21 protein-coding genes are annotated in these 17,785 nt (G+C 45.6%); 10 read left to right on the forward strand and 11 right to left on the reverse strand.

Annotated features, from left to right (window positions below):
• Nucleotides 1-13: 13 nt before the first annotated feature.
• Both CLV27_RS02370 and CLV27_RS02375 read left to right on the forward strand, forming a co-directional pair.
• Nucleotides 14-1,276 (forward strand): penicillin-binding transpeptidase domain-containing protein, encoded by a 1,263-nt coding sequence (locus CLV27_RS02370; protein WP_132525440.1) that lies wholly within the window; start codon nucleotides 14-16, stop codon nucleotides 1,274-1,276.
• Nucleotides 1,276-1,617 (forward strand): histidine triad nucleotide-binding protein, encoded by a 342-nt coding sequence (locus tag CLV27_RS02375; RefSeq protein WP_132525442.1) that lies wholly within the window; start codon nucleotides 1,276-1,278, stop codon nucleotides 1,615-1,617. Before CLV27_RS02370 ends, CLV27_RS02375 begins: the two co-directional genes overlap by 1 nt.
• 2 nt (nucleotides 1,618-1,619) lie before the next feature.
• Here CLV27_RS02375 and CLV27_RS02380 read toward each other — a convergent pair whose 3' ends face one another.
• From CLV27_RS02380 to CLV27_RS02425, 10 genes are read right to left on the reverse strand one after another with little or no spacing between them, the layout of a single operon-like run.
• Nucleotides 1,620-2,693, reverse strand: coding sequence for a GGDEF domain-containing protein (locus tag CLV27_RS02380; protein ID WP_132525444.1), 1,074 nt, complete (start codon nucleotides 2,691-2,693; stop codon nucleotides 1,620-1,622).
• 6 nt (nucleotides 2,694-2,699) lie between these two features.
• Nucleotides 2,700-2,990, reverse strand: a complete 291-nt coding sequence (gene hisE / locus CLV27_RS02385; RefSeq protein ID WP_132525446.1) for a phosphoribosyl-ATP diphosphatase — start codon at nucleotides 2,988-2,990, stop codon at nucleotides 2,700-2,702.
• Entirely contained in the window at nucleotides 2,983-3,336 is a 354-nt protein-coding gene (hisI, locus tag CLV27_RS02390; protein ID WP_132525540.1) for a phosphoribosyl-AMP cyclohydrolase, read from the reverse strand. The genes hisE and hisI overlap by 8 nt, the downstream gene beginning before the upstream one ends.
• Nucleotides 3,337-3,343: 7 nt before the next feature.
• On the reverse strand, nucleotides 3,344-4,603 hold the full coding sequence (gene ahcY / locus CLV27_RS02395) for an adenosylhomocysteinase (protein WP_132525448.1): 1,260 nt from the start codon (nucleotides 4,601-4,603) through the stop codon (nucleotides 3,344-3,346).
• A gap of 41 nt (nucleotides 4,604-4,644) precedes the next feature.
• A complete protein-coding gene (locus CLV27_RS02400) occupies nucleotides 4,645-5,640 on the reverse strand; it encodes a DHH family phosphoesterase (protein ID WP_243644840.1) in 996 nt (331 codons plus the stop codon).
• The gene (rbfA, locus tag CLV27_RS02405; RefSeq protein WP_132525450.1) at nucleotides 5,637-5,936 is read right to left on the reverse strand and encodes a 30S ribosome-binding factor RbfA; all 300 of its coding nucleotides are present in this window, start codon (nucleotides 5,934-5,936) and stop codon (nucleotides 5,637-5,639) included. Before rbfA ends, CLV27_RS02400 begins: the two co-directional genes overlap by 4 nt.
• Nucleotides 5,936-7,264 (reverse strand): TldD/PmbA family protein, encoded by a 1,329-nt coding sequence (locus CLV27_RS02410; RefSeq protein ID WP_132525452.1) that lies wholly within the window; start codon nucleotides 7,262-7,264, stop codon nucleotides 5,936-5,938. Before CLV27_RS02410 ends, rbfA begins: the two co-directional genes overlap by 1 nt.
• A complete protein-coding gene (gene thyX, locus CLV27_RS02415; RefSeq protein ID WP_132525454.1) occupies nucleotides 7,264-7,872 on the reverse strand; it encodes an FAD-dependent thymidylate synthase in 609 nt (202 codons plus the stop codon). Before thyX ends, CLV27_RS02410 begins: the two co-directional genes overlap by 1 nt.
• A 35-nt stretch (nucleotides 7,873-7,907) precedes the next feature.
• The gene (locus CLV27_RS02420) at nucleotides 7,908-8,429 is read right to left on the reverse strand and encodes an adenine phosphoribosyltransferase (protein WP_165863667.1); all 522 of its coding nucleotides are present in this window, start codon (nucleotides 8,427-8,429) and stop codon (nucleotides 7,908-7,910) included.
• Nucleotides 8,430-8,487: 58 nt separating this feature from the next.
• Nucleotides 8,488-10,959 carry a homocysteine S-methyltransferase family protein gene (locus tag CLV27_RS02425; RefSeq protein ID WP_132525544.1) on the reverse strand — a complete coding sequence of 824 codons (2,472 nt, stop codon included), beginning with the start codon at nucleotides 10,957-10,959 and terminating at the stop codon, nucleotides 8,488-8,490.
• Between the two features lie 123 nt (nucleotides 10,960-11,082).
• On the opposite strand from CLV27_RS02425, the gene CLV27_RS02430 reads away from it, so the two are divergent.
• The 6 genes from CLV27_RS02430 to CLV27_RS02455 are packed head-to-tail and all read left to right on the forward strand — an operon-like array spanning nucleotide 11,083 to nucleotide 15,186.
• Entirely contained in the window at nucleotides 11,083-11,544 is a 462-nt protein-coding gene (locus CLV27_RS02430) for a DUF4149 domain-containing protein (RefSeq protein ID WP_132525458.1), read from the forward strand.
• A gap of 11 nt (nucleotides 11,545-11,555) precedes the next feature.
• A complete protein-coding gene (locus CLV27_RS02435; protein ID WP_132525460.1) occupies nucleotides 11,556-11,873 on the forward strand; it encodes a lipopolysaccharide assembly protein LapA domain-containing protein in 318 nt (105 codons plus the stop codon).
• Nucleotides 11,803-12,090 (forward strand): RNA-binding S4 domain-containing protein, encoded by a 288-nt coding sequence (locus tag CLV27_RS02440; RefSeq protein ID WP_132525462.1) that lies wholly within the window; start codon nucleotides 11,803-11,805, stop codon nucleotides 12,088-12,090. Before CLV27_RS02435 ends, CLV27_RS02440 begins: the two co-directional genes overlap by 71 nt.
• Before the next feature lie 16 nt (nucleotides 12,091-12,106).
• Complete coding sequence (locus CLV27_RS02445) at nucleotides 12,107-13,699, forward strand: AMP-dependent synthetase/ligase (RefSeq protein WP_132525464.1); 1,593 nt, start codon at nucleotides 12,107-12,109, stop codon at nucleotides 13,697-13,699.
• 4 nt (nucleotides 13,700-13,703) lie between these two features.
• Nucleotides 13,704-14,519 carry a diaminopimelate epimerase gene (dapF, locus tag CLV27_RS02450; RefSeq protein ID WP_132525466.1) on the forward strand — a complete coding sequence of 272 codons (816 nt, stop codon included), beginning with the start codon at nucleotides 13,704-13,706 and terminating at the stop codon, nucleotides 14,517-14,519.
• Entirely contained in the window at nucleotides 14,512-15,186 is a 675-nt protein-coding gene (locus CLV27_RS02455; RefSeq protein WP_132525468.1) for a uracil-DNA glycosylase, read from the forward strand. Before dapF ends, CLV27_RS02455 begins: the two co-directional genes overlap by 8 nt.
• Here CLV27_RS02455 and CLV27_RS02460 read toward each other — a convergent pair.
• Nucleotides 15,179-15,949 (reverse strand): hypothetical protein, encoded by a 771-nt coding sequence (locus tag CLV27_RS02460; protein ID WP_132525470.1) that lies wholly within the window; start codon nucleotides 15,947-15,949, stop codon nucleotides 15,179-15,181. The genes CLV27_RS02455 and CLV27_RS02460 overlap by 8 nt on opposite strands.
• Nucleotides 15,950-16,083: 134 nt before the next feature.
• Between CLV27_RS02460 and CLV27_RS02465 the strand changes: the two genes are divergently transcribed.
• Together CLV27_RS02465 and CLV27_RS02470 are read left to right on the forward strand one after the other, a co-directional pair.
• Nucleotides 16,084-16,737: an endonuclease III domain-containing protein gene (locus tag CLV27_RS02465; protein ID WP_165863663.1), complete on the forward strand. Its 654-nt coding sequence runs from the start codon at nucleotides 16,084-16,086 to the stop codon at nucleotides 16,735-16,737.
• Nucleotides 16,734-17,783: an SO_0444 family Cu/Zn efflux transporter gene (locus CLV27_RS02470; protein WP_165863664.1), complete on the forward strand. Its 1,050-nt coding sequence runs from the start codon at nucleotides 16,734-16,736 to the stop codon at nucleotides 17,781-17,783. Before CLV27_RS02465 ends, CLV27_RS02470 begins: the two co-directional genes overlap by 4 nt.
• Nucleotides 17,784-17,785 lie beyond the last annotated feature (2 nt).

Raw genomic sequence — 17,785 nt, forward strand, 5'->3', positions numbered from 1 at the left:
GCAGGAGGTAAGAATGAAAAAGGTTTGGACGTTTCTACTATTTGCTGGCCTATTAGCTTTCGCAGGAGGATTTCTTTTAAAGAGCTCTGACGGAAAAGAAACGGTTACAGAAAGGGCTGAACAGACCATTAATAAAAGCCAACTTTCACGTTCTCGTCCCCAAAAGAAAGAGAATCCTCAAGAAGAGTTTGTAAAAAAACTCCTTTCCGACTTTTCATTACAGTTTTCTCTGTTCAAACAGTCCACTCTTGAGAATAACAGATACGTTTACAAGGACAGAAATATAACTGTAATTTTCACTGTAGACCCTCTTTTTCAAAAAGCTGTAGAAAAGGAATTTAAACGCTTTCGCGTAAAGTACGGAGCTTACGTTGCAATAGATGCCGATACCGGAAAAGTCCTCGCCGCTGTCTCAAGCACAGACTATCCAGACCTTACCTTTAAGAGAACCTTCCCGGCAGCTTCAACCTTCAAGATAGTTACTGCTGCAGCAGCCCTTGAAACTGGATTAGCAACCCCTAATACCGAAATGGTCTGCGGTGGAACGGGAGACTCATGCTCCCCGTCTGTTTGGCTTAACAGCCGCTACAAGGTTAAACGGAGGTTTGCTGAATCCTTTGCTACTTCAGCCAATCCATTTTTTGGTAACTTGGGAAGACTCCTTGGGAAAGAGACACTCTTAGAGTTTGCCAGAAAGTTCGGTTTTAACAGGAAGGACTACGGTTTTCCGTGGGGAATACTTAGGGAACCCCTTGACGATTATGACATAGCCCTGACTGCAGCAGGACTCGGAGAAACGAGAACGAGCCCCTTCCACCAAGCCCTCATAGCCTCCGTAATAGAGAACGAAGGAATCATGGTAAAACCTACGCTAATAGAAAAAGTACTCACTACAGACGGAAGGCCGCTATACACCTTTAGGAAAGAGCTCTTCGGACGTGTTGTATCCGTTGGTACAGCCAGAGCAATTAGAGAAATGATGCTCCTTACCGTCAAGCAGGGAACGGTGTCCGACAAGAGACACTTTAGGAGACTAAGGAGGTTCTACCCGAGAATAGTTATAGGTGGAAAAACGGGAACTCTTTCGGAGCTCACTTACCCGGAAGGGAGATGCGAGTGGTTTACAGGTTTCATGGAGTATAACGGAAGGCATATTGCTTTCTCCTCCCTTGCCGTTAACAACCACTACTTTTACATAACAGGATATGAGATAGCTGCCGTAGCTTCCGCAGATTTTGCTAAACTTTACAGAAACTTTGCCGTAAGGGGGAGATGATGTGCGTCTTCTGCGAGATTATTAACGGGGAGCTCCCTGCGAAGGTAGTTTACGAGGATGAAAAGGTCATAGCCTTCCACGACATCAACCCTCAGGCCCCTGTTCACATCCTAATAGTTCCAAAGGAGCACATACCTACAGTCAACGACCTTGAGGAGAAACACGCCGAGGTGGTTGGACACATCTTCCTCGTTGCAAAGAAGATAGCCCAAGACATGGGCTTTGCAGAAAATGGCTACCGTATACTAATCAACTGCAACAGGGATGGTGGACAGGAGGTATACCACATTCACTTTCACCTTCTTGCAGGGAAACCACTGGGTCCAATGCTCTGCAGATAAACCTATCCACTTTTCCTCTTCTCTTCGTACATAGCCTTATCTGCTTTATCAAGGGCTTCGGTAAAAGACTCCTCCGGCGAGTTCCACAAAGAATAGCCCAAGGAAACACTTAAGGGGGGCGTTAGCCCCTCCTGTTCATTAACGTAGCCTAAGTTGTTCCTTATTCTCTTAACGATCTTTTCCATGACTTCTTCATTCGCCCTTGGAATCAAGACAATAAACTCGTCTCCTCCAACCCTAAATATCCTATCTCCTCCTCTTAACGAAGCTTTGAGGACTTCAACCATTCTAACAATGTAACGGTCTCCCTCTTTATGGCCGAGGGTATCGTTTATGAGCTTGAGGTCGTCTATATCGGCAAAGAGAATTCCTACGGGGAACATCTCCCTATGTTTTCTCAGAAGCTTGAGCTGCTCGTTTAAGAAGTGTCTATTGTAAGTGTCCGTCAGAGGGTCCCTAAAAGCGTAGTACTTTATCTTACTTGGAACTACGAGGGTGGTTAAAAAGTTTATGGAATCGGCCAAATCGTTGAAAGCCTCAAAGATTGTCCTTAGTCCCAAGTTCCTATAACGAGGGTACCTTTTCACAACATGCTCAGCGGTTAGCTCTTCTATTCTGTTTAGAATGAGGAAGTAGTCACTTCTAAACCTCTTTTTCCGCCTTATAGTAACTCTTCTCTGAAAAGCATTAAGGAAGAGGTTGGCCTGAAAGAGCATCTGGGAGTGGTCTATCTTCTCTATTACCTTGTTGGTAACGAGCTTCATCCCCTGACAGCCACTTGCTATCCCTAAGAAGTACTCCTCCTCCTCTTCCCGGTAGATGAGGGGAATAACGCAGTTCAAGCTACCAGTGTAACACCTGCAGATGAAAGGTCTCTTCTCCCTTTTTGCCCTTTCAAGCCACTCCTTAAGTTCAGACTCATACTCCTCAGCTTTCGGAGCCATAAAATCGGAAAAAACGAGGTTTCCTTCCTCGTCCCAGAGCATTGTGGAGGCTCCCAAAGGCATGAAGAACTTCTGGAAAAGCCTCCCTGCCTCTTCTGCAGAAATGAACTCTTCAAGCTTTCCCGCCTTCATCTTCCCCTACTTCATTCGTTTTTTAAGTTCTTCTCCTACTTCTTCCCACGTTATACCAGAGTTTACCAGAGCAACTGTTAGGTGGTAAAGTAAGTCAGCTGTCTCATAAATTGCGTGCTCCTTATCCTTTGATTTAAAGGCTAAAATAACTTCTACTGCTTCTTCACCAACTTTCTGGAGAATCTTGTCCTCTCCCTTCTTAAAAAGCTTAGCTGTATATGAACCTTCCGGAAGCTTCTCTTTCCTTTCCTTCACTATCCTGTAGAGTTCTGAAATAACTGTGCCAAAATCATTCATCCTCTCTCTCCGCAAGGGTTCTAAAAAAGCAGGAGTACTCCCCAGTATGACAGGCAACTCCCTCCTGCTCAACAACGTAGAGGAGCGTATCAGAATCACAGTCAAGGAGAATTCTCTTTACCTTCTGAACGTTCCCCGAAGTTTCCCCTTTCTTCCATATTTTCTGTCTTGAGCGGGAGTAATAATGGGCGTAGCCGGTTTCTATGGTTTTTTCAAGAGCTTCCCTGTTTGCGTAGGCAACCATTAAAACGCTACCGCTCTTTTCGTCCTGAACAACTACCGGAACTAACCCTTTCCCCTTTTCAAAGTCAATACTATTTAAGAGCTCCCTATCGCAGTTTAGCATTGCCACCCTAAGTCCCCATCTCCCATGAGTTCAGGTATTCAACCTGCTCGGGAGTAAGCTCATCTATAGCGATACCCATAGCCTTTAGCTTAAGCTCTGCAACCCGCCTATCTATATGGCCGGGAACAACGTAAACGTCTGGCTTAAGGTTCTTACCCTCTTTAACGATGTATTCTGCAGAGAGAGCCTGATTTGCAAAGCTCATATCCATAACAGAGGCTGGGTGTCCTTCCGCCGCAGAAAGGTTAACGAGCCTACCCTCTGCAAGGAGGTAAATTCTCCTTCCGTCCTGTAGGGTGTACTCCTCCACAAACTCCCTTACCTTCCTCTTTTTAACGGCCATCCTTTCAAGGGCAGGGATATCTATCTCAACGTTAAAGTGTCCAGAGTTGGAGATAATCGCACCGTCTTTCATTACTCTGAAATGCTCTTCCCTTATGACGTTTATGTTCCCCGTAACTGTACAGAAGATATCTCCAACCTTAGCGGCCTCTATCATTGGCATAACTCTAAAGCCGTCCATTCTCGCTTCAAGGGCCTTTATCGGGTCAACTTCAGTTACTATAACCTCTGCCCCCATTCCCCGGGCTCTCATTGCAACGCCCTTACCGCACCAGCCATAGCCGGCAACGACAAAGACAGAACCGGAAATAAGCCTGTTGGTAGCTCTTAAGATTCCGTCTATAGTTGACTGACCAGTTCCGTACCTGTTGTCAAAGAGGTGCTTTGTGAGAGCCTCATTTACCGCTATAACGGGATACTTAAGGGCTCCATCCTTTGCCATTGCCTTAAGCCTGATAACGCCGGTAGTCGTTTCTTCCGTTCCACCGATAACTTCACTTGTAAGCTCTGGATACTCCTTGTGAAGGGTTGAAATGAGGTCAGCGCCGTCGTCCATCGTTATGTGGGGCTTTCTCTTAAGAAGCTCCCTTATGTGGCTGTAGTAGGTATCCTCGTCTTCTCCTTTTATGGCAAAGACCGGAATATCGTAGTACTTAACAAGGGCAGCCGCCACGTCATCCTGCGTTGAAAGGGGATTAGAGGCACACAGGTAAACTTCTGCTCCTCCCTCTTTCAGGGTCCTCATGAGGTTTGCCGTTTCTGTTGTAACGTGGAGACAAGCAGCTATGCGAATCCCCTTAAGGGGTTTCTCTTTTATAAACCTCTCCCTTATTTCCTTTCTAAGTACGGGCATATCAATTTCCGCCCACTCTATCCTATTCTTCCCCTGTTCTGCCAATGAGAGGTCCTTAACGTGAAAATCCATTCTTCCTCCTTGCAAGTTTAGGGTAAAAAAATTTTATCAGACTACGAAAGCATCTCTAATTCTTCAAAATCTAAGGATTCAAATGCCAGTTCAAGCTCCTTAAAGAGATTTTTCTTTACCTCTTCAAGACTTCCTTTTGTCTCGTAACCGGCAGCCATCTTATGGCCACCGCCACCAAGTTTTTTAGCTATCTCAGCTACGTTAATCTTTCCTTTTGACCTAAGCGAAACTTTCCAGCTCTCCTTTTCAATTTCTTTGAAAAAGATAGCAACTTCAACGCCTGCTATTGAGCGGGGATAGTTGATGAAACCTTCTGTTTCTTCAAGAAAAGCTTCTGTTTCTTCAAGGAATTTTCTGTAAACCGTGATGTGAGCCACTTTTCCATCAAGAGCAAACTCAAGAGTTTTTAGAACAAGCTCTAAGAGTTTAAAGCGGTTTATCCTATTTCTCTCAAACAGGTTAAACCTAACAACGTAAGGGTCTACCCCCTTTTTAAGGAGCTCCGCCGCTACCTCGTGGGTCCTTGGAGAGGTATTGTTATAGCTAAAGCCACCGGTATCGGTAAATATTCCGGTATAAATCGGAAGAGCCACTTCGTAGGTAATTTTTTCCGGGTCTATTAGGACCATGAGCTCGTAGGAAAGCTCACACGTACTTGATATGTTAGGTTCAACTATGGCAAAGTTGGTAAAGGGCTCAGCTGTTATGTGGTGGTCTATGACTATGGATTTTTCTGCAGGGATACTTTCAAAACCTGTACGCTTCGGCTCTGAAACGTCAGTTATTATCACCCAATCGTACTGTTCGTCCAGTTTCTCTTTAACCTCTACTTTGTTAATCCCCGGCAAAAAGTCAAAAAAGTAGGGGATTCTATCCCTGTAAACTACTCTTACATCCTTCCCCAAGCTTTTTAGGAAGCTAAACCAGCCAAGGGAGCTCCCTATCGCATCTCCATCAGGATTTTTGTGGGTCGTTATCAGGATTTTTCCATCAATACCTTTAAGGAGCTCCGCCATTTCTTTCCTTGACAGTTTCACAGTAACTCCTCCGGCGAAACGACAAATTCAGGCCTTGGAACAATCCTTATCTTTAGACGCTTACCTAAAAGGTGATGTATGTAACCTGCAGCTCTGTTCAAGGTTTCAACTGCCGTTAAGGCGTCTTCTTTCTTGAGGGCGGAAATGAATACTGTGGCCTTACTCCCGTCCTTTGAAAGGTGCACGTCACGAACCGTTATAAAAAGGTTCTCGGGTAAGTCTATTTCGCTCCGTATAATATCAGAGAGTTCTCTTATAAGAAGCGACCTTAGCCTCTCTCTCCTTCTCTCTCTCATCACACCCCGCTTACCGTCAGTGATTTAACGAGAACCGATGGACTTGAAACCCTGCCCACCCAGCGCTGGTCCCTTCCAACCTCGGTTATGCCTGTGAGGAGCTCCTTAAGGTTTCCTGCAACAGTCATCCCAGAAACCGGCTGAACCTTCTCTCCATCCCTGTAGTATATACCGCTTATACCTATGGAAAACTCACCGGATATAGGATTTATCGTATGTATTCCCATAGCATCCGTTACTAAGAGAACCTCTTCTGGTGTCTTTATTAGCTCCTCAAGTCCTAAAGCTCCACTCTCAACCACGAGGTTAGTTATGCCAGACTGAGGAAGAGACGAAAGGGAAGAACGAATTCCGTTTCCGGTTGGTTCCATGCCAAGTTTTCTCGCCGAGTAAATGTCAAGGAGGAAGTTTTTCAGAACTCCCCTCTCTATAACTGCTTTCTTCCGCGTTACCGTTCCTTCATCATCAAAGGGAATACTGCCAATTCCACCCTTTTGAAGGGGGTCGTCGTACAGGTTAAAGACGTGGCTTGCAACCTCAAAGCCGAGCTTATCGGCGAAGAGAGATTTACCCCTTAGGACGTTGTTCCCAAGAAAAACAGGGGAGAGTGCCTCAATAATTTCGGCAAAGACGGTATTCTTGAAAATCACCGGAAGCTTTTTGGTCTTCATTGGCTTGGCGCCAAGGAGCTCTAAAGCACTTTCAGCTGCCCTTACAGCAACCAAGTCAACGTTAAGCTCAGAAAAATAACGCCTTACATCGTAGTCCCATCCCATCTGGGAATCGCCGTTTTCCTCAGCAGCAAGGAGGACACTCAGGGAGAAACTGGAGGTCGTATAGGAAAAACTGTGGTCGTTTGAGTTAAAGTAGTAAACCGTAGTTACCGCATCACCGTAGGAAGCTTTTCTGACCCTCTTTATCCGCCTGTCAAAGTTCATAACTTTTGCTTCAAGCTCAAGGGCAAGCTCAACTTTCCTGTCTACCGGTATCTGGGGATAACTCTCGTCATAAAGAGGAAAATCAACGGTAGCAGAGGCCGGCATTGAGAGAGAATACTCATCCTGAGAGGCCATCTTGGCGTTTTCCTTAGCACACTCAATCGCTATCCTGATTCCATCGTCCGAAACGTCCGTGGTATACGCAAATCCAAGCCTTCCATCTACAACAACCCGTATAGCTACCCCTTTCTTAATAGAAGTTTTCACCTTCTCTACGCTTCCCTTCTTGACCTCAACTGAAAAGCCTGAAGACTCAACACCGTAAATATCAAAGTTCTCAACGTTCTGTTTTTTTAGGATTCCGGCAGTTCTTTCAATCAGTTTAAACATTACGCACCCCTTTTGCCGAGAGTGGCAAAGAACCTCCTGACATCCTCCGGTCTACCGCAGCTCTTCTCTCCTTCAGTACAGTGTCCCAAGTAGTAGCAGTTTGGACCAACGTGACTAAAGAGGGAAGGGAACTTTTCCCTCAGTATCCTAAGCATCTCAACGGCCATCTTCCTAATCTCCCATTGAGCCCTTGTACACGTCCTAAGCCTTAAAAAGTGGACAAGCTCCTCGCCGTTCATCGTAAAGAGAACCCTCGTTGTGCAGGCATTCGGGAGGACAAACCTTGCGTCCTCCTTCGGAGCTCCAGCATCAACGAGACCCTCGTAGAACTTACCTATAAGAGACATCAAGTCGTCATAAGTCAACGTCTTACCTTCTACCGTAACCTCTTTACCTCTTACAGAGTCCGGCACTACAAAGGGAAAATTCTTCATTGCCACGTATCTCTGGGATTGCTGGCTGTAAGAGGCCGGACGGTGCCTTACAAGCTGGTGGGAACAGGCTCGGGATATCCCATCAACGAGAAAAGTAAAGTATGAGTGCCTTAAAAGGGTATCCCTATCGGCATTTACCTTTGGAACGTTTTTAGAAAGCAAAAGGACTTTCATTACGTTTGCCCCTACGTTATTTCAAGCGGTAAGGTTTAGAACTTTATCAGGGAGAATACAGGGTATCCCCTCTTCTGTATCCTCTCCCTTCCCCCTAAGAAAGTTAGCTCCAAGAGGAAATCTACACTTATGATGTTTCCTCCAAGCCTCTCAACAAGGTCAATTGCCGCGTTCATAGTTCCGCCGGTTGCGAGAACGTCGTCAATGAGAACAACTTTCATTCCTTCCTGAATTGCGTCCTCGTGAACCTCTATCTTGTCCTCACCGTACTCTAAGGTATAGGTGGCGCTAATTGTCTTGTAGGGGAGCTTTCCCGGCTTCCTGATAATTGCAAGCCCTGCACCTATCTTGTAGGCAAGGGCTGCTGCAAGCAGGAATCCCCTTGACTCTATTCCGGCAACTATGTCTATGCCGAGACCAACGTACCTGTTTCCTATGTAGTCTATGACTTTCTGAAAGGCCCAAGGCTTATGAAGCAGGGGGGTTATGTCCTTAAAGACAATCCCCGGTTTTGGAAAGTCTGGAACATCCCTTATGAGGGACTTGAGCTCCTCAATCTCCTTGTGAAGGTTGAGGTCCGTTTCATTTACGTAGTTTCCCATCTGTCTCCTCCGGTTAGTCTTCTATCCCAAGAAGTTTCTTTACAATTTTAACAGCTTCCTGAGCATCACCCCCGTAGTGGCCTCCTATTTTCTCTGCATACTCAGGGGTAACGACGGCTCCACCAACGATTACCGGAATATCAAGGCCGGCCTCCCTGAGGGCCTTTATCGTATCCTCCATAGCCGGTAGTGTCGTAGTCATTAGAGCACTGAGACCTACAAGGTCAGCCTTTTCCCTCTTTACGGCCTCTACCACCTTTTCAGGGGGAACGTTCGTTCCAAGGTCTACTACTTCAAAACCGCTGTTTTCAAGCATAGTTATGACTATGTTCTTACCTATCTCGTGGACGTCACCGTAAACGGTAGCCATTACAATTTTTCCACTCGTCTTAAGGTTTTTCCCTTTCTTTTTCATCTCCTTCTTGAGAATTTCAAAGGCGGCCTGAACTGCCTGTGCCGAACGGAGCATCTGAGGGAGGAAAATCTCTCCCTTTTCAAACCGCTTACCGACGACATCAAGGGCAGAAATTAAGGCTCTATCGCTAATTTCCATAGGTTCGTAACTCTTTAACGCTTCCTCCGTTGGCTTTAAGATTCCTTCTTTGTCTCCCTCAATCACCTTCTTGAAAATCTCCCCAAGTACTCCTTCTGGAGCTCCCTCTTCTTCAGCCTTCTCACCTTTCTCTTCCTTTTTCCTCTCTTCCCCTCCAACTTCAACAGAAACCTTCTTCCCCTCCAAGAAAGAACAGGTAAGGGTACAGATTTTCTTAAGGAGCTCCCTACACTCCCTATCCTCTGCCTTCGGCTTGTAGCCCGTAAACTTTTCAACGTAGCGGGTAGCCCCTCTGTCTTTGCCGACGAGAACGTCAGAGGCGTATATGGTTTCAACCATACGGGAATCACCGGGGTTAACGATACCAGAGTCAAGACCGGCCTCAATAGCCATTGCCATAAAGGCGGAGTTTATAAGTGACCTTGCAGGAAGGCCGAAAGAGACGTTACTAACCCCTAAGGTGGTAGCAACACCAAACTTTTCCTTAACGAGCCTTATAGCCTTTAGAGTTTCTACCGTCGCTTCCTGCATTGCGCTGGCAGCCAAGTTCAAAACATCGGCTATAACAGCATCTCTTCTAATCCCTACCTTTTCACACTCGTTTATTATCCTCTCTATTACAGCAACTCTGTCTTCCGCCTTCTCTTTTAAACCTTCATCATCTATCCCAAGGGCTAAAACGTTTGCTCCGTACTTTTTAACGAGGGGAAGTATCTCCTTTATGTCCTTCTCCTCTCCAGAGCAGGAGTTAACTATAGGTCTTCCGTCGCACATCTTGAGAGCTCTCTCTATGGCCTCTGGGTTTTTACTGTCTATCATTATTGGAACTGTTACCGTCTCCATCACTATTTTTACGGCTTTCTCCATAGCCTCAGCTTCATCTATTCCCGGAACTCCAACGTTCACGTCAAGGATTTCTGCCCCCTCCTCTACCTGTTTCTTCGCCTCCTCCTTTACGAGGGAAAAATCTCCTTTTTTGAGGGCTTCCTGCAACTTCTTTTTGCCCGTCGGATTTATCCTCTCGCCGATTATCCTTGTCGGATGGTCAGAGCCGATAAAAACAAGCTCCGTCCTGCTTGCAACCTTGACTCCCCTTACTGGATTCCTTTTAGCAGGCTTAAGGTTCTTAACAGCCCTCTTTATAGCCCTTATGTGCTCCGGAGTTGTTCCACAGCAACCACCTATGATGTTTGCTCCTGCCTTAATAAGTTCAACTGCTACCTTTTCAAAGGTTTCGGGAGGCTCAGGGTAGATGGTTTTACCATCCCTTAGAACGGGCAGTCCCGCATTTGCATAGACAATGATGGGAGTTTCCGTTACCTCTGCCATCTTCCTGACAATTTCAACGAAACTTTCAGGACCTAAGGAACAGTTCGCCCCTACAGCAGCAACGTCAAAGCCTTCAAAAATGGCAGCTGCAACCTCTGGAGGAGTTCCAAGGAGGGTTCTGCCGTCCTCCTGATAGGTCATACTCACCATTACGGGGAGGTCACACACCTCCCTTGCAGCGACAACTGCAGCTTTAGCCTCCTTAGTGTCAGACATCGTTTCTATCAGAATTAAGTCTGCCCCGGCCTCTGCCCCTGCCTCTATCTGCTCCTTAAAGATTTCAACCATCTCATCAAAGGTATAATCGCCGACAGGCTCAACAAAAACCCCCGTTGGACCAACTGAAAGAGCAACCAAAGCTCTACCGGCCGCTGCTTCCTTTGCAAGCTTTACGCCGGCAGCAGTTAACTCCTTTACCCTGTCCTCAAGCCCGTAGTGGGAGAGCTTTATACGGTTACTACCAAAGGTGTTCGTCTCTATTATGTCCGCCCCTGCTTCTACGTACTCCCTGTGTATCTCTATGAGAACTTCAGGCCTTTCAACGTTTAAAAGTTCTGGGGCAAAATTGACGTCAAGGCCCTTTTTCATAAGCATCGTTCCCATTCCACCGTCAAGAACCCATATCTTTTCTGAGTCCTTAAAGGGATTCTCATTCAACTTCCTTGCCTCCAAATCACTTAGTTTAGAGGAATAGTTGTGTTAACATTTTAGCAGGAGAGAGAAAAGATGGGTGTGTTGCTAAAGTCTCTATACCTCTATTCCATATCTTTGTGGGTGGGCTCTCTGTTCTTTTTCTCCGCAGTTGGAGCTCCAGCCGCTTTTAGAGCTCTACCTAAAGAGGAAGCCGGAAAGTACACAGGCACGGTTTTTCCTAAGTATTTTGGCCTTGGCTACATTTTCGGGCTAACAGCCCTCGTTAGCCTATACCTCCTTACAAAAAACACTCTTACACTACTATCATCCTTAGTGCTCCTTTTGCTGCTCCTAATGAACCTCCTTAACGTGGTAAACGGCCTCGTAATCGTTCCCAAAGCAAGCCTTTTAAAAGCTGAGTTCTACAGGAGTAAAGAGGAAAGCTACTACAATAAATTCCTGAAACTCCACAGAGTCTCTATGGTTCTTAATGCCTTAACGCTGATTCTTGGGCTTATGGCTATTGGAGTTACATCGCTTTACCTAAGCTTATAGCGGGGCTCATTATGACTCTCAAACAGAACATCTACTCACTGATAGTCGCCTTAATAGTCGTTGGGGTAACCCTTTTTGCTCTCCAGAACTTTCAGGATGTTGACGTAACCATACCTTTTGTGGGAGTATTCCACACCAAAGTTTTTGTTGTTATAGTTTTCTCGTTTCTGGCAGGTTTCCTTACTGCTGGATTCCTCTCACTGATACTGAAGATATTTACCTTTCCGTCAACTCTAAAAGAGAAGAAGAGGAGAAGCGGTGAGGCTGGACCAGTTCCTGAAACTCTCAAGGGTAATCAAGAGAAGGAGTCAGGCAAAGGAACTGTGTGACCACGGGGTAGTTAAGGTAAACGGCCAGCCTGCCAAACCTTCTAAAAGCGTAAAGCCCGGAGATGTGGTAGAGATAGACACCATCTCCCGCTACTTCAAGTTTCGCATCTTAGAAGTGCCCAACTCTAAGAACGTCTCAAAGAAAAAGGCCAGAGAACTTGTAGAAATCCTCGTTGACCGTAAGAAAGACATCAGGGACATAATAGACCTAATCTAATCGTGAGAGGTCGTAAATGAAAACCTTTGTAGAACGAGCATTTGAAAACATAAGAGAACACCCAGAGAAGGAAATTCTCATAGGAAAAAGGAACGGAAAGTACTTCCCGTTAACTTACGGTGACTTCGGGAAACAGATTTCAACCTTCCAGAAGGCTATGGAAAATCTTGGTGAGGAGGACCGCGTAGTTATCTTCATGGAGAACCGTCCTGAGTGGGTATCGGCCTTCTTCGCAGTTCTCTTTAAAGGTGGTATAGCCGTTCCAGTTGACTACCTACTTTCTGCAAGGGAGCTCTTTAACATCCTAAAGGACTCCCAGCCACGCTACATCGTAACTTCAGGGGAAAACCTAAGAAAGGTTAAGGAAGCAATCAAGAACATCGGCTACCACGTCCACGTCATAAATACAGACGAGCTTGACTTTTCTACAAGCAGTGGGAAGTTCAAGTTCACAGAGAGAAACATAGACGACGTAATAGTCATACTCTACACCTCAGGAACAACCGGAAACCCAAAGGGGGTAATGCTTACAACGAGAAACCTTGACCACAACGTTAGGGCAGTTGAAAAGCTCGGCTTTTTAAAGGAAGATGACAAGTTCGTCGCAATCCTACCCTTCCACCACACCTACCCCCTAATGGCAACCGTTCTCCTACCTGTGACGTTAAGACTCCCTCTCGTCTTCATTGAAAAGCTCACTCCTACCGACATCCTCTCAACTATCAACGAGCAGGGTGTTACCATCTTAGTAGGAGTTCCAAAGCTCTATCAGGTGATTCACCACAACATAATGGCCGAGATAAAGAAGCTACCGGCAGTAAAGAGACGGGCCGTTATGACGGCCTTAAAGCTCTTTAGGAAGTTTGACGTAAAGCCTATTGAGAAGAAAGTGTTTAAAGAAATTCACAACCGTATCGGAAAATCTCTGCGCTTCATGATAAGCGGTGGGGCAAAGCTAAGCGAGGAGGTCTGGAGAGACTTCGAGGCCTTCGGCTTCAACATCCTTGAAGGATACGGACTAACGGAAACCTCCCCGTTAATCTCCGTCAATAGACCTGACAAAAAGAAGATAGGAACTGCAGGGCCTCCAGTTGACGAGGTAGAGGTAAAGGTAACTGAGAAAGGGGAAATAATCGTTCGTGGCCCAAACGTTATGAAGGGCTACTACAACAAGCCCGAGGAGACAGCAAAGGTTATAAAAGACGGCTGGTTCTACACAGGCGACCTTGGCTACATTGATGAGGATGGTTTTATCCACATAACCGGAAGGGCTAAGGAAGTTATAGTCCTTGATAACGGAAAGAACGTTTACCCAGAGGACATTGAGCTGGAGATACTCAAAAGCCCCTACATCTTAGAGGTTGGAATCTTCTATCAGGACGGAAAGCTAAAAGCAATCGTGAGGCCAGACTTTGAGCTCTTAGTTGAGGACGGTATAGAGGACGTAAGGGAGTTTATAAAGAAGGAGATTCAGAGGACTACGAGACACCTTCAGCCCTACAAGAAGGTAAAGGAGTTTAAGTTGGTGGACAGGGAGCTCCCCAGAACCCGTATCGGAAAGCTCAGAAGGTTTCTGCTACCGGAGCTCTGGAAAGAAATCAAGGAGTGAGAGGATGGATAGACTTCCCTTCTCAAAGCTTCAGGGGACGGGAAACGACTTTGTAATAGTAGACAACAGGGAAAACATATTTGAAGCCTTCTGTAAGGGAATACCCGAAAGGGAAGCGGTAAAGAGAATCTGTAGCCGCAGGACGGGGGTCGGAGCAGACGGCTTAATCCTGATAGAGACTTCTAACATTGCCAATTTTCGCTGGAGGTTCTTTAACTCCGACGGCTCTGTTGCAGAGATGTGTGGAAACGGCGCAAGGTGCGCTGCCCGATTTGCCAAAGAGAAGGGAATAGCCCCAGACAAGATGAAGTTTGAGACCTTGGCCGGAATTATTGAGGCAGAGGTTAAGGGCAGAAGCGTTAAGGTTAAGCTCTCCAAGCCAAAGGACCTAAAACAGAACATTAAAGTCTGCGGACTTACCGGACACTTCATAAATACGGGAGTTCCCCACTTCGTCGTCTTTGCGGACAGGGTTGACTTGGTTAACGTTAAAGAGCTTGGCAGAAAAATAAGGAACGATGAGCTCTTTAAGCCCAACGGAACGAACGTTAACTTTGCAGAAGTAAGGCTTGACAGGATTCTCGTAAGAACCTACGAAAGGGGCGTTGAGGACGAGACCCTTGCCTGCGGAACGGGCTCTGTTGCCTCTGCCCTCATCGCCGCTAAGGTATTCAACCTCTCCTCTCCGGTTACGGTTGAAACAAGGAGCGGAGAACGATTGAAGGTTTACTTTGACGAGGACTTTGAAGAGGTTTTCCTTGAAGGTGAAACGGTTTACGTTTACGAGGGAGAACTGAGAAGGGAGCTCCTTGATGGATGAGCTCAGGAAATACCTTGAATTTCTAAAGCTCATTGGCTTTAACGAACTAAGACTCAAAGAGGGAGTTAAGAGTATGCCGGTAAAGGATAGAAACTTTGAGGAGGAGCTTGAATCTTTAAAGGAAGAGGTTCTCAAGTGCTGTAAGTGTAGGCTCTGCGAAAAACGGACGAACGTCGTCTTCGGTGAAGGTGACCCAAAGACAAAGCTCATGTTCGTAGGGGAAGCTCCCGGAGAGCAGGAAGACCTTCAGGGAAGGCCTTTCGTAGGAAGGGCAGGACAGCTACTAACAAAGTTTCTGAACCTCTTTGGAGTAGCAAGAGAAAAGGTTTACATAACCAACATCGTCAAGTGCCGCCCGCCGGGGAACAGAAACCCAGCTCCAGACGAAATCAGCACCTGTTACCCATTCCTTGAAAAGCAGATAGAGCTCATATCACCGGACGTTATCCTTTGCCTTGGCGCCTTCTCCACAAGGACAATTCTCAACCTTCCAGAAAAAGCTGCCATCTCCAAGCTAAGAGGTAAACCTCAAAAAGTAAACATCGGCGGAAAGGAGATAACTGTAATTCCAACCTTCCATCCAGCATACCTCCTAAGAAACAGGCGAGGAGAACCCGAATTTCAAAAAGATTTGGAAATGGCCCTCAAGCTTGCCGGCTTTATCTAAGTTTTTTCCACTGCCTTAGGTTGTGAACGACAAAAGAGCTAACGCCAGTTCTTTCACACACTTTTTCCATAAGGCTTTTCATTTCTAACTCGCCTTCAAAATCTCTTGCTCTAAGAGCCAAAGTTACACTACTTTCCGGTTCGTAAGATAGAAAAGGTGATAGAAGTTTCGCGATTCTTCTAACGCTTTTTGTACCATATATCATCACAACTGTACCGTCGCAGTTACTAATAACCTCCGGTATTACTTCACGGTAGTGGTAGGGATTAACCGCAATAGTTAACCTGTGACCGTACTGCTTAGTTAAAGCGTAGGCTTTTTTTAGGAGCTCCACAAAAAGGGCTAAGTAGAGCTCTCTGTTTTCCTTAAAGTCCGGTAGAGTGTGAGGTTCCACATCAAAGTGAACGTCATACCCCATCTCCATTATTGCTTCCATTTTAGCTTTGACCTTTTCCCACTTCTCTGGAAAAATGTAAGTAGGCTCGCTCAAGACGAGCTCAACTTCTATTCCTTCACTCTTTAGACGTTCAATAAATTGCTTTACCTCCTTGCTACCTATAACAGCACTGGCAGATACCTTAACTGCTACAATATCTCTTGAGACAATAAATTCATTGATTTCCTCTAAGGAATAAACTCTAAAGGCTTTTGACCAGATATAAATCCCTTTCCTGTAGTTTCCACAATCAGCTTTTGCTGAATTAGACCAACTCAAAAGTGGAAAAATCAGGAATAGAATTAGGAGCAAAATAGCTTTTTTCATCCCTCGTCCCTCGTGAATTGTTTCCTTTTCCTGTTTTAACAAATAGAAGAAGGTTATGTCAAACTCAAACGATTTCAGATTGTGCTACAATGGAAAGGCTTATCTGTATCCCCCCAACTGGAGGATTAGGAGGCATGCTCAAAAAGGAGCTCCTCCAAAAAATAAAAAAAATCGCAGCCGCTCTTGAAATTACGTTTCCTCACCCACACCGTCCTAACAGAACTCCAGTAGAACAGATGGTCTTTACCATCCTTAGCCAGAATACAACAGATAAAAACGCAGAAAAGTGCCTTGAAAACCTGAAAAAAACAACCGGCAACAATTTCCTGAAAATTCCAGAACTTTCGGAAAAAGAGCTCCTATCCGCAATTCGTCCATGCGGGATGTTCAGACAGAAGCTCAGAGCTCTCACCTCAGTGATGAAAGACTGGCCTATCCTTGAAGAAAAACTTAAGGAACTTCCCACCTCTGAAGGTATATCGCTACTAACCAGCTACCCGTTTATCGGGAGTAAAACAGCACGGGTTGTCTTGACCTTTGCCTTCGGAAAAAATACTTTCCCGATAGATACCCACTGCTTTAGGATTTTAAAAAGGCTCGGCGTATTTCCAGAAAACTGGGACAAGGACAGGATTTCAGAATTTATGGAAGAGCACTTCACAGCAACCTTTAACAGAAAACTTCACTACGACCTTATTAGACTCGGAAGAAACATTTGCAAGGCGCAAAAACCAGAGTGTGAAAGATGCCCTCTGAAGGAAATGTGTAAGACTCGGAGGCAGGAGTGAATTACCTAATAGAGTTTCTCACGAATGCTTTCCTCTTCACAAACTCCATAGCAATGTACTTAATCATTGGATTCTTCATAGCTGGAATCCTACACGAACTACTCCCTGACGACTTTATAAGGAAACAGCTTGGAGAAAGGAACTTAAGATCATTAATTAAAGCAGCTGTTCTTGGAATACCGTTACCAATCTGTTCCTGTAGCGTAATTCCACTCATCGGGGCATTGAGGAGAAAAGGGGCCAACAAAGGAGCTGTGTTAACGTTTACCATCTCTACACCTATCACAGGAATTGATTCCATCTTAGCTACCTACGGGATATTTGGATTTCTCTTTACAGCATACAGGTTAGTTACCTCTGTCATCCTTTCGCTAATTGCCGGGCTCTTAAACCTAATTATTGACAGGAGCTCCGAAGAGAAGCCAATCACCGAGAGCAGCTGTTGTTGCAGCTGCTCATGTAGCATTCCCCCTACTCAAGGTCAGGAAAAAAAACAGTTTTCCTTCAGAGAAGCCCTTAAGTATGGATTTGGAACGCTCTTTAAGGAAACTGCCCAGCCTCTTTTCTGGGGCATACTTATAGGTAGTTTAATCGTCACCCTAATACCTCAGAACATAGAACCTTTCTTAAGAGAAAACGCCGTTTTCAGCTACGTTTTGGTATTAGCGGCCGCTATCCCAATGTACGTATGTGCGACCTCTTCCCTCCCTATAGCCGCCTCTCTTATTCTTGCCGGAGTACCGGCAGGGGCAGCTTTCGTATTCCTAACAGCGGGACCCGCCACAAACGCCATTACAATAGGGGTAGTAGACAAGGTTCTTGGCAGGAAATCCCTCTTTGTCTACCTATCAACAGTAATTGCTGGAAGTATCCTCTTCGGGATACTCCTTGACTGGTTCTTTGAAATCAACAGAATCAACGTCAAGGAGATAGTTCACATTGACGACACAGGTAACCCAGTAAAGCTCCTGTTTACAGCTATATTCCTGATACTCCTCTTTAAGAACCTCTGGGAATTGAGAATAAAGCCCCCAGCGGGGACTTAAAA

Source organism: Phorcysia thermohydrogeniphila (genome assembly GCF_004339575.1).
GTDB classification, from domain to species: Bacteria; Aquificota; Aquificia; order Desulfurobacteriales; family Desulfurobacteriaceae; genus Phorcysia; species Phorcysia thermohydrogeniphila.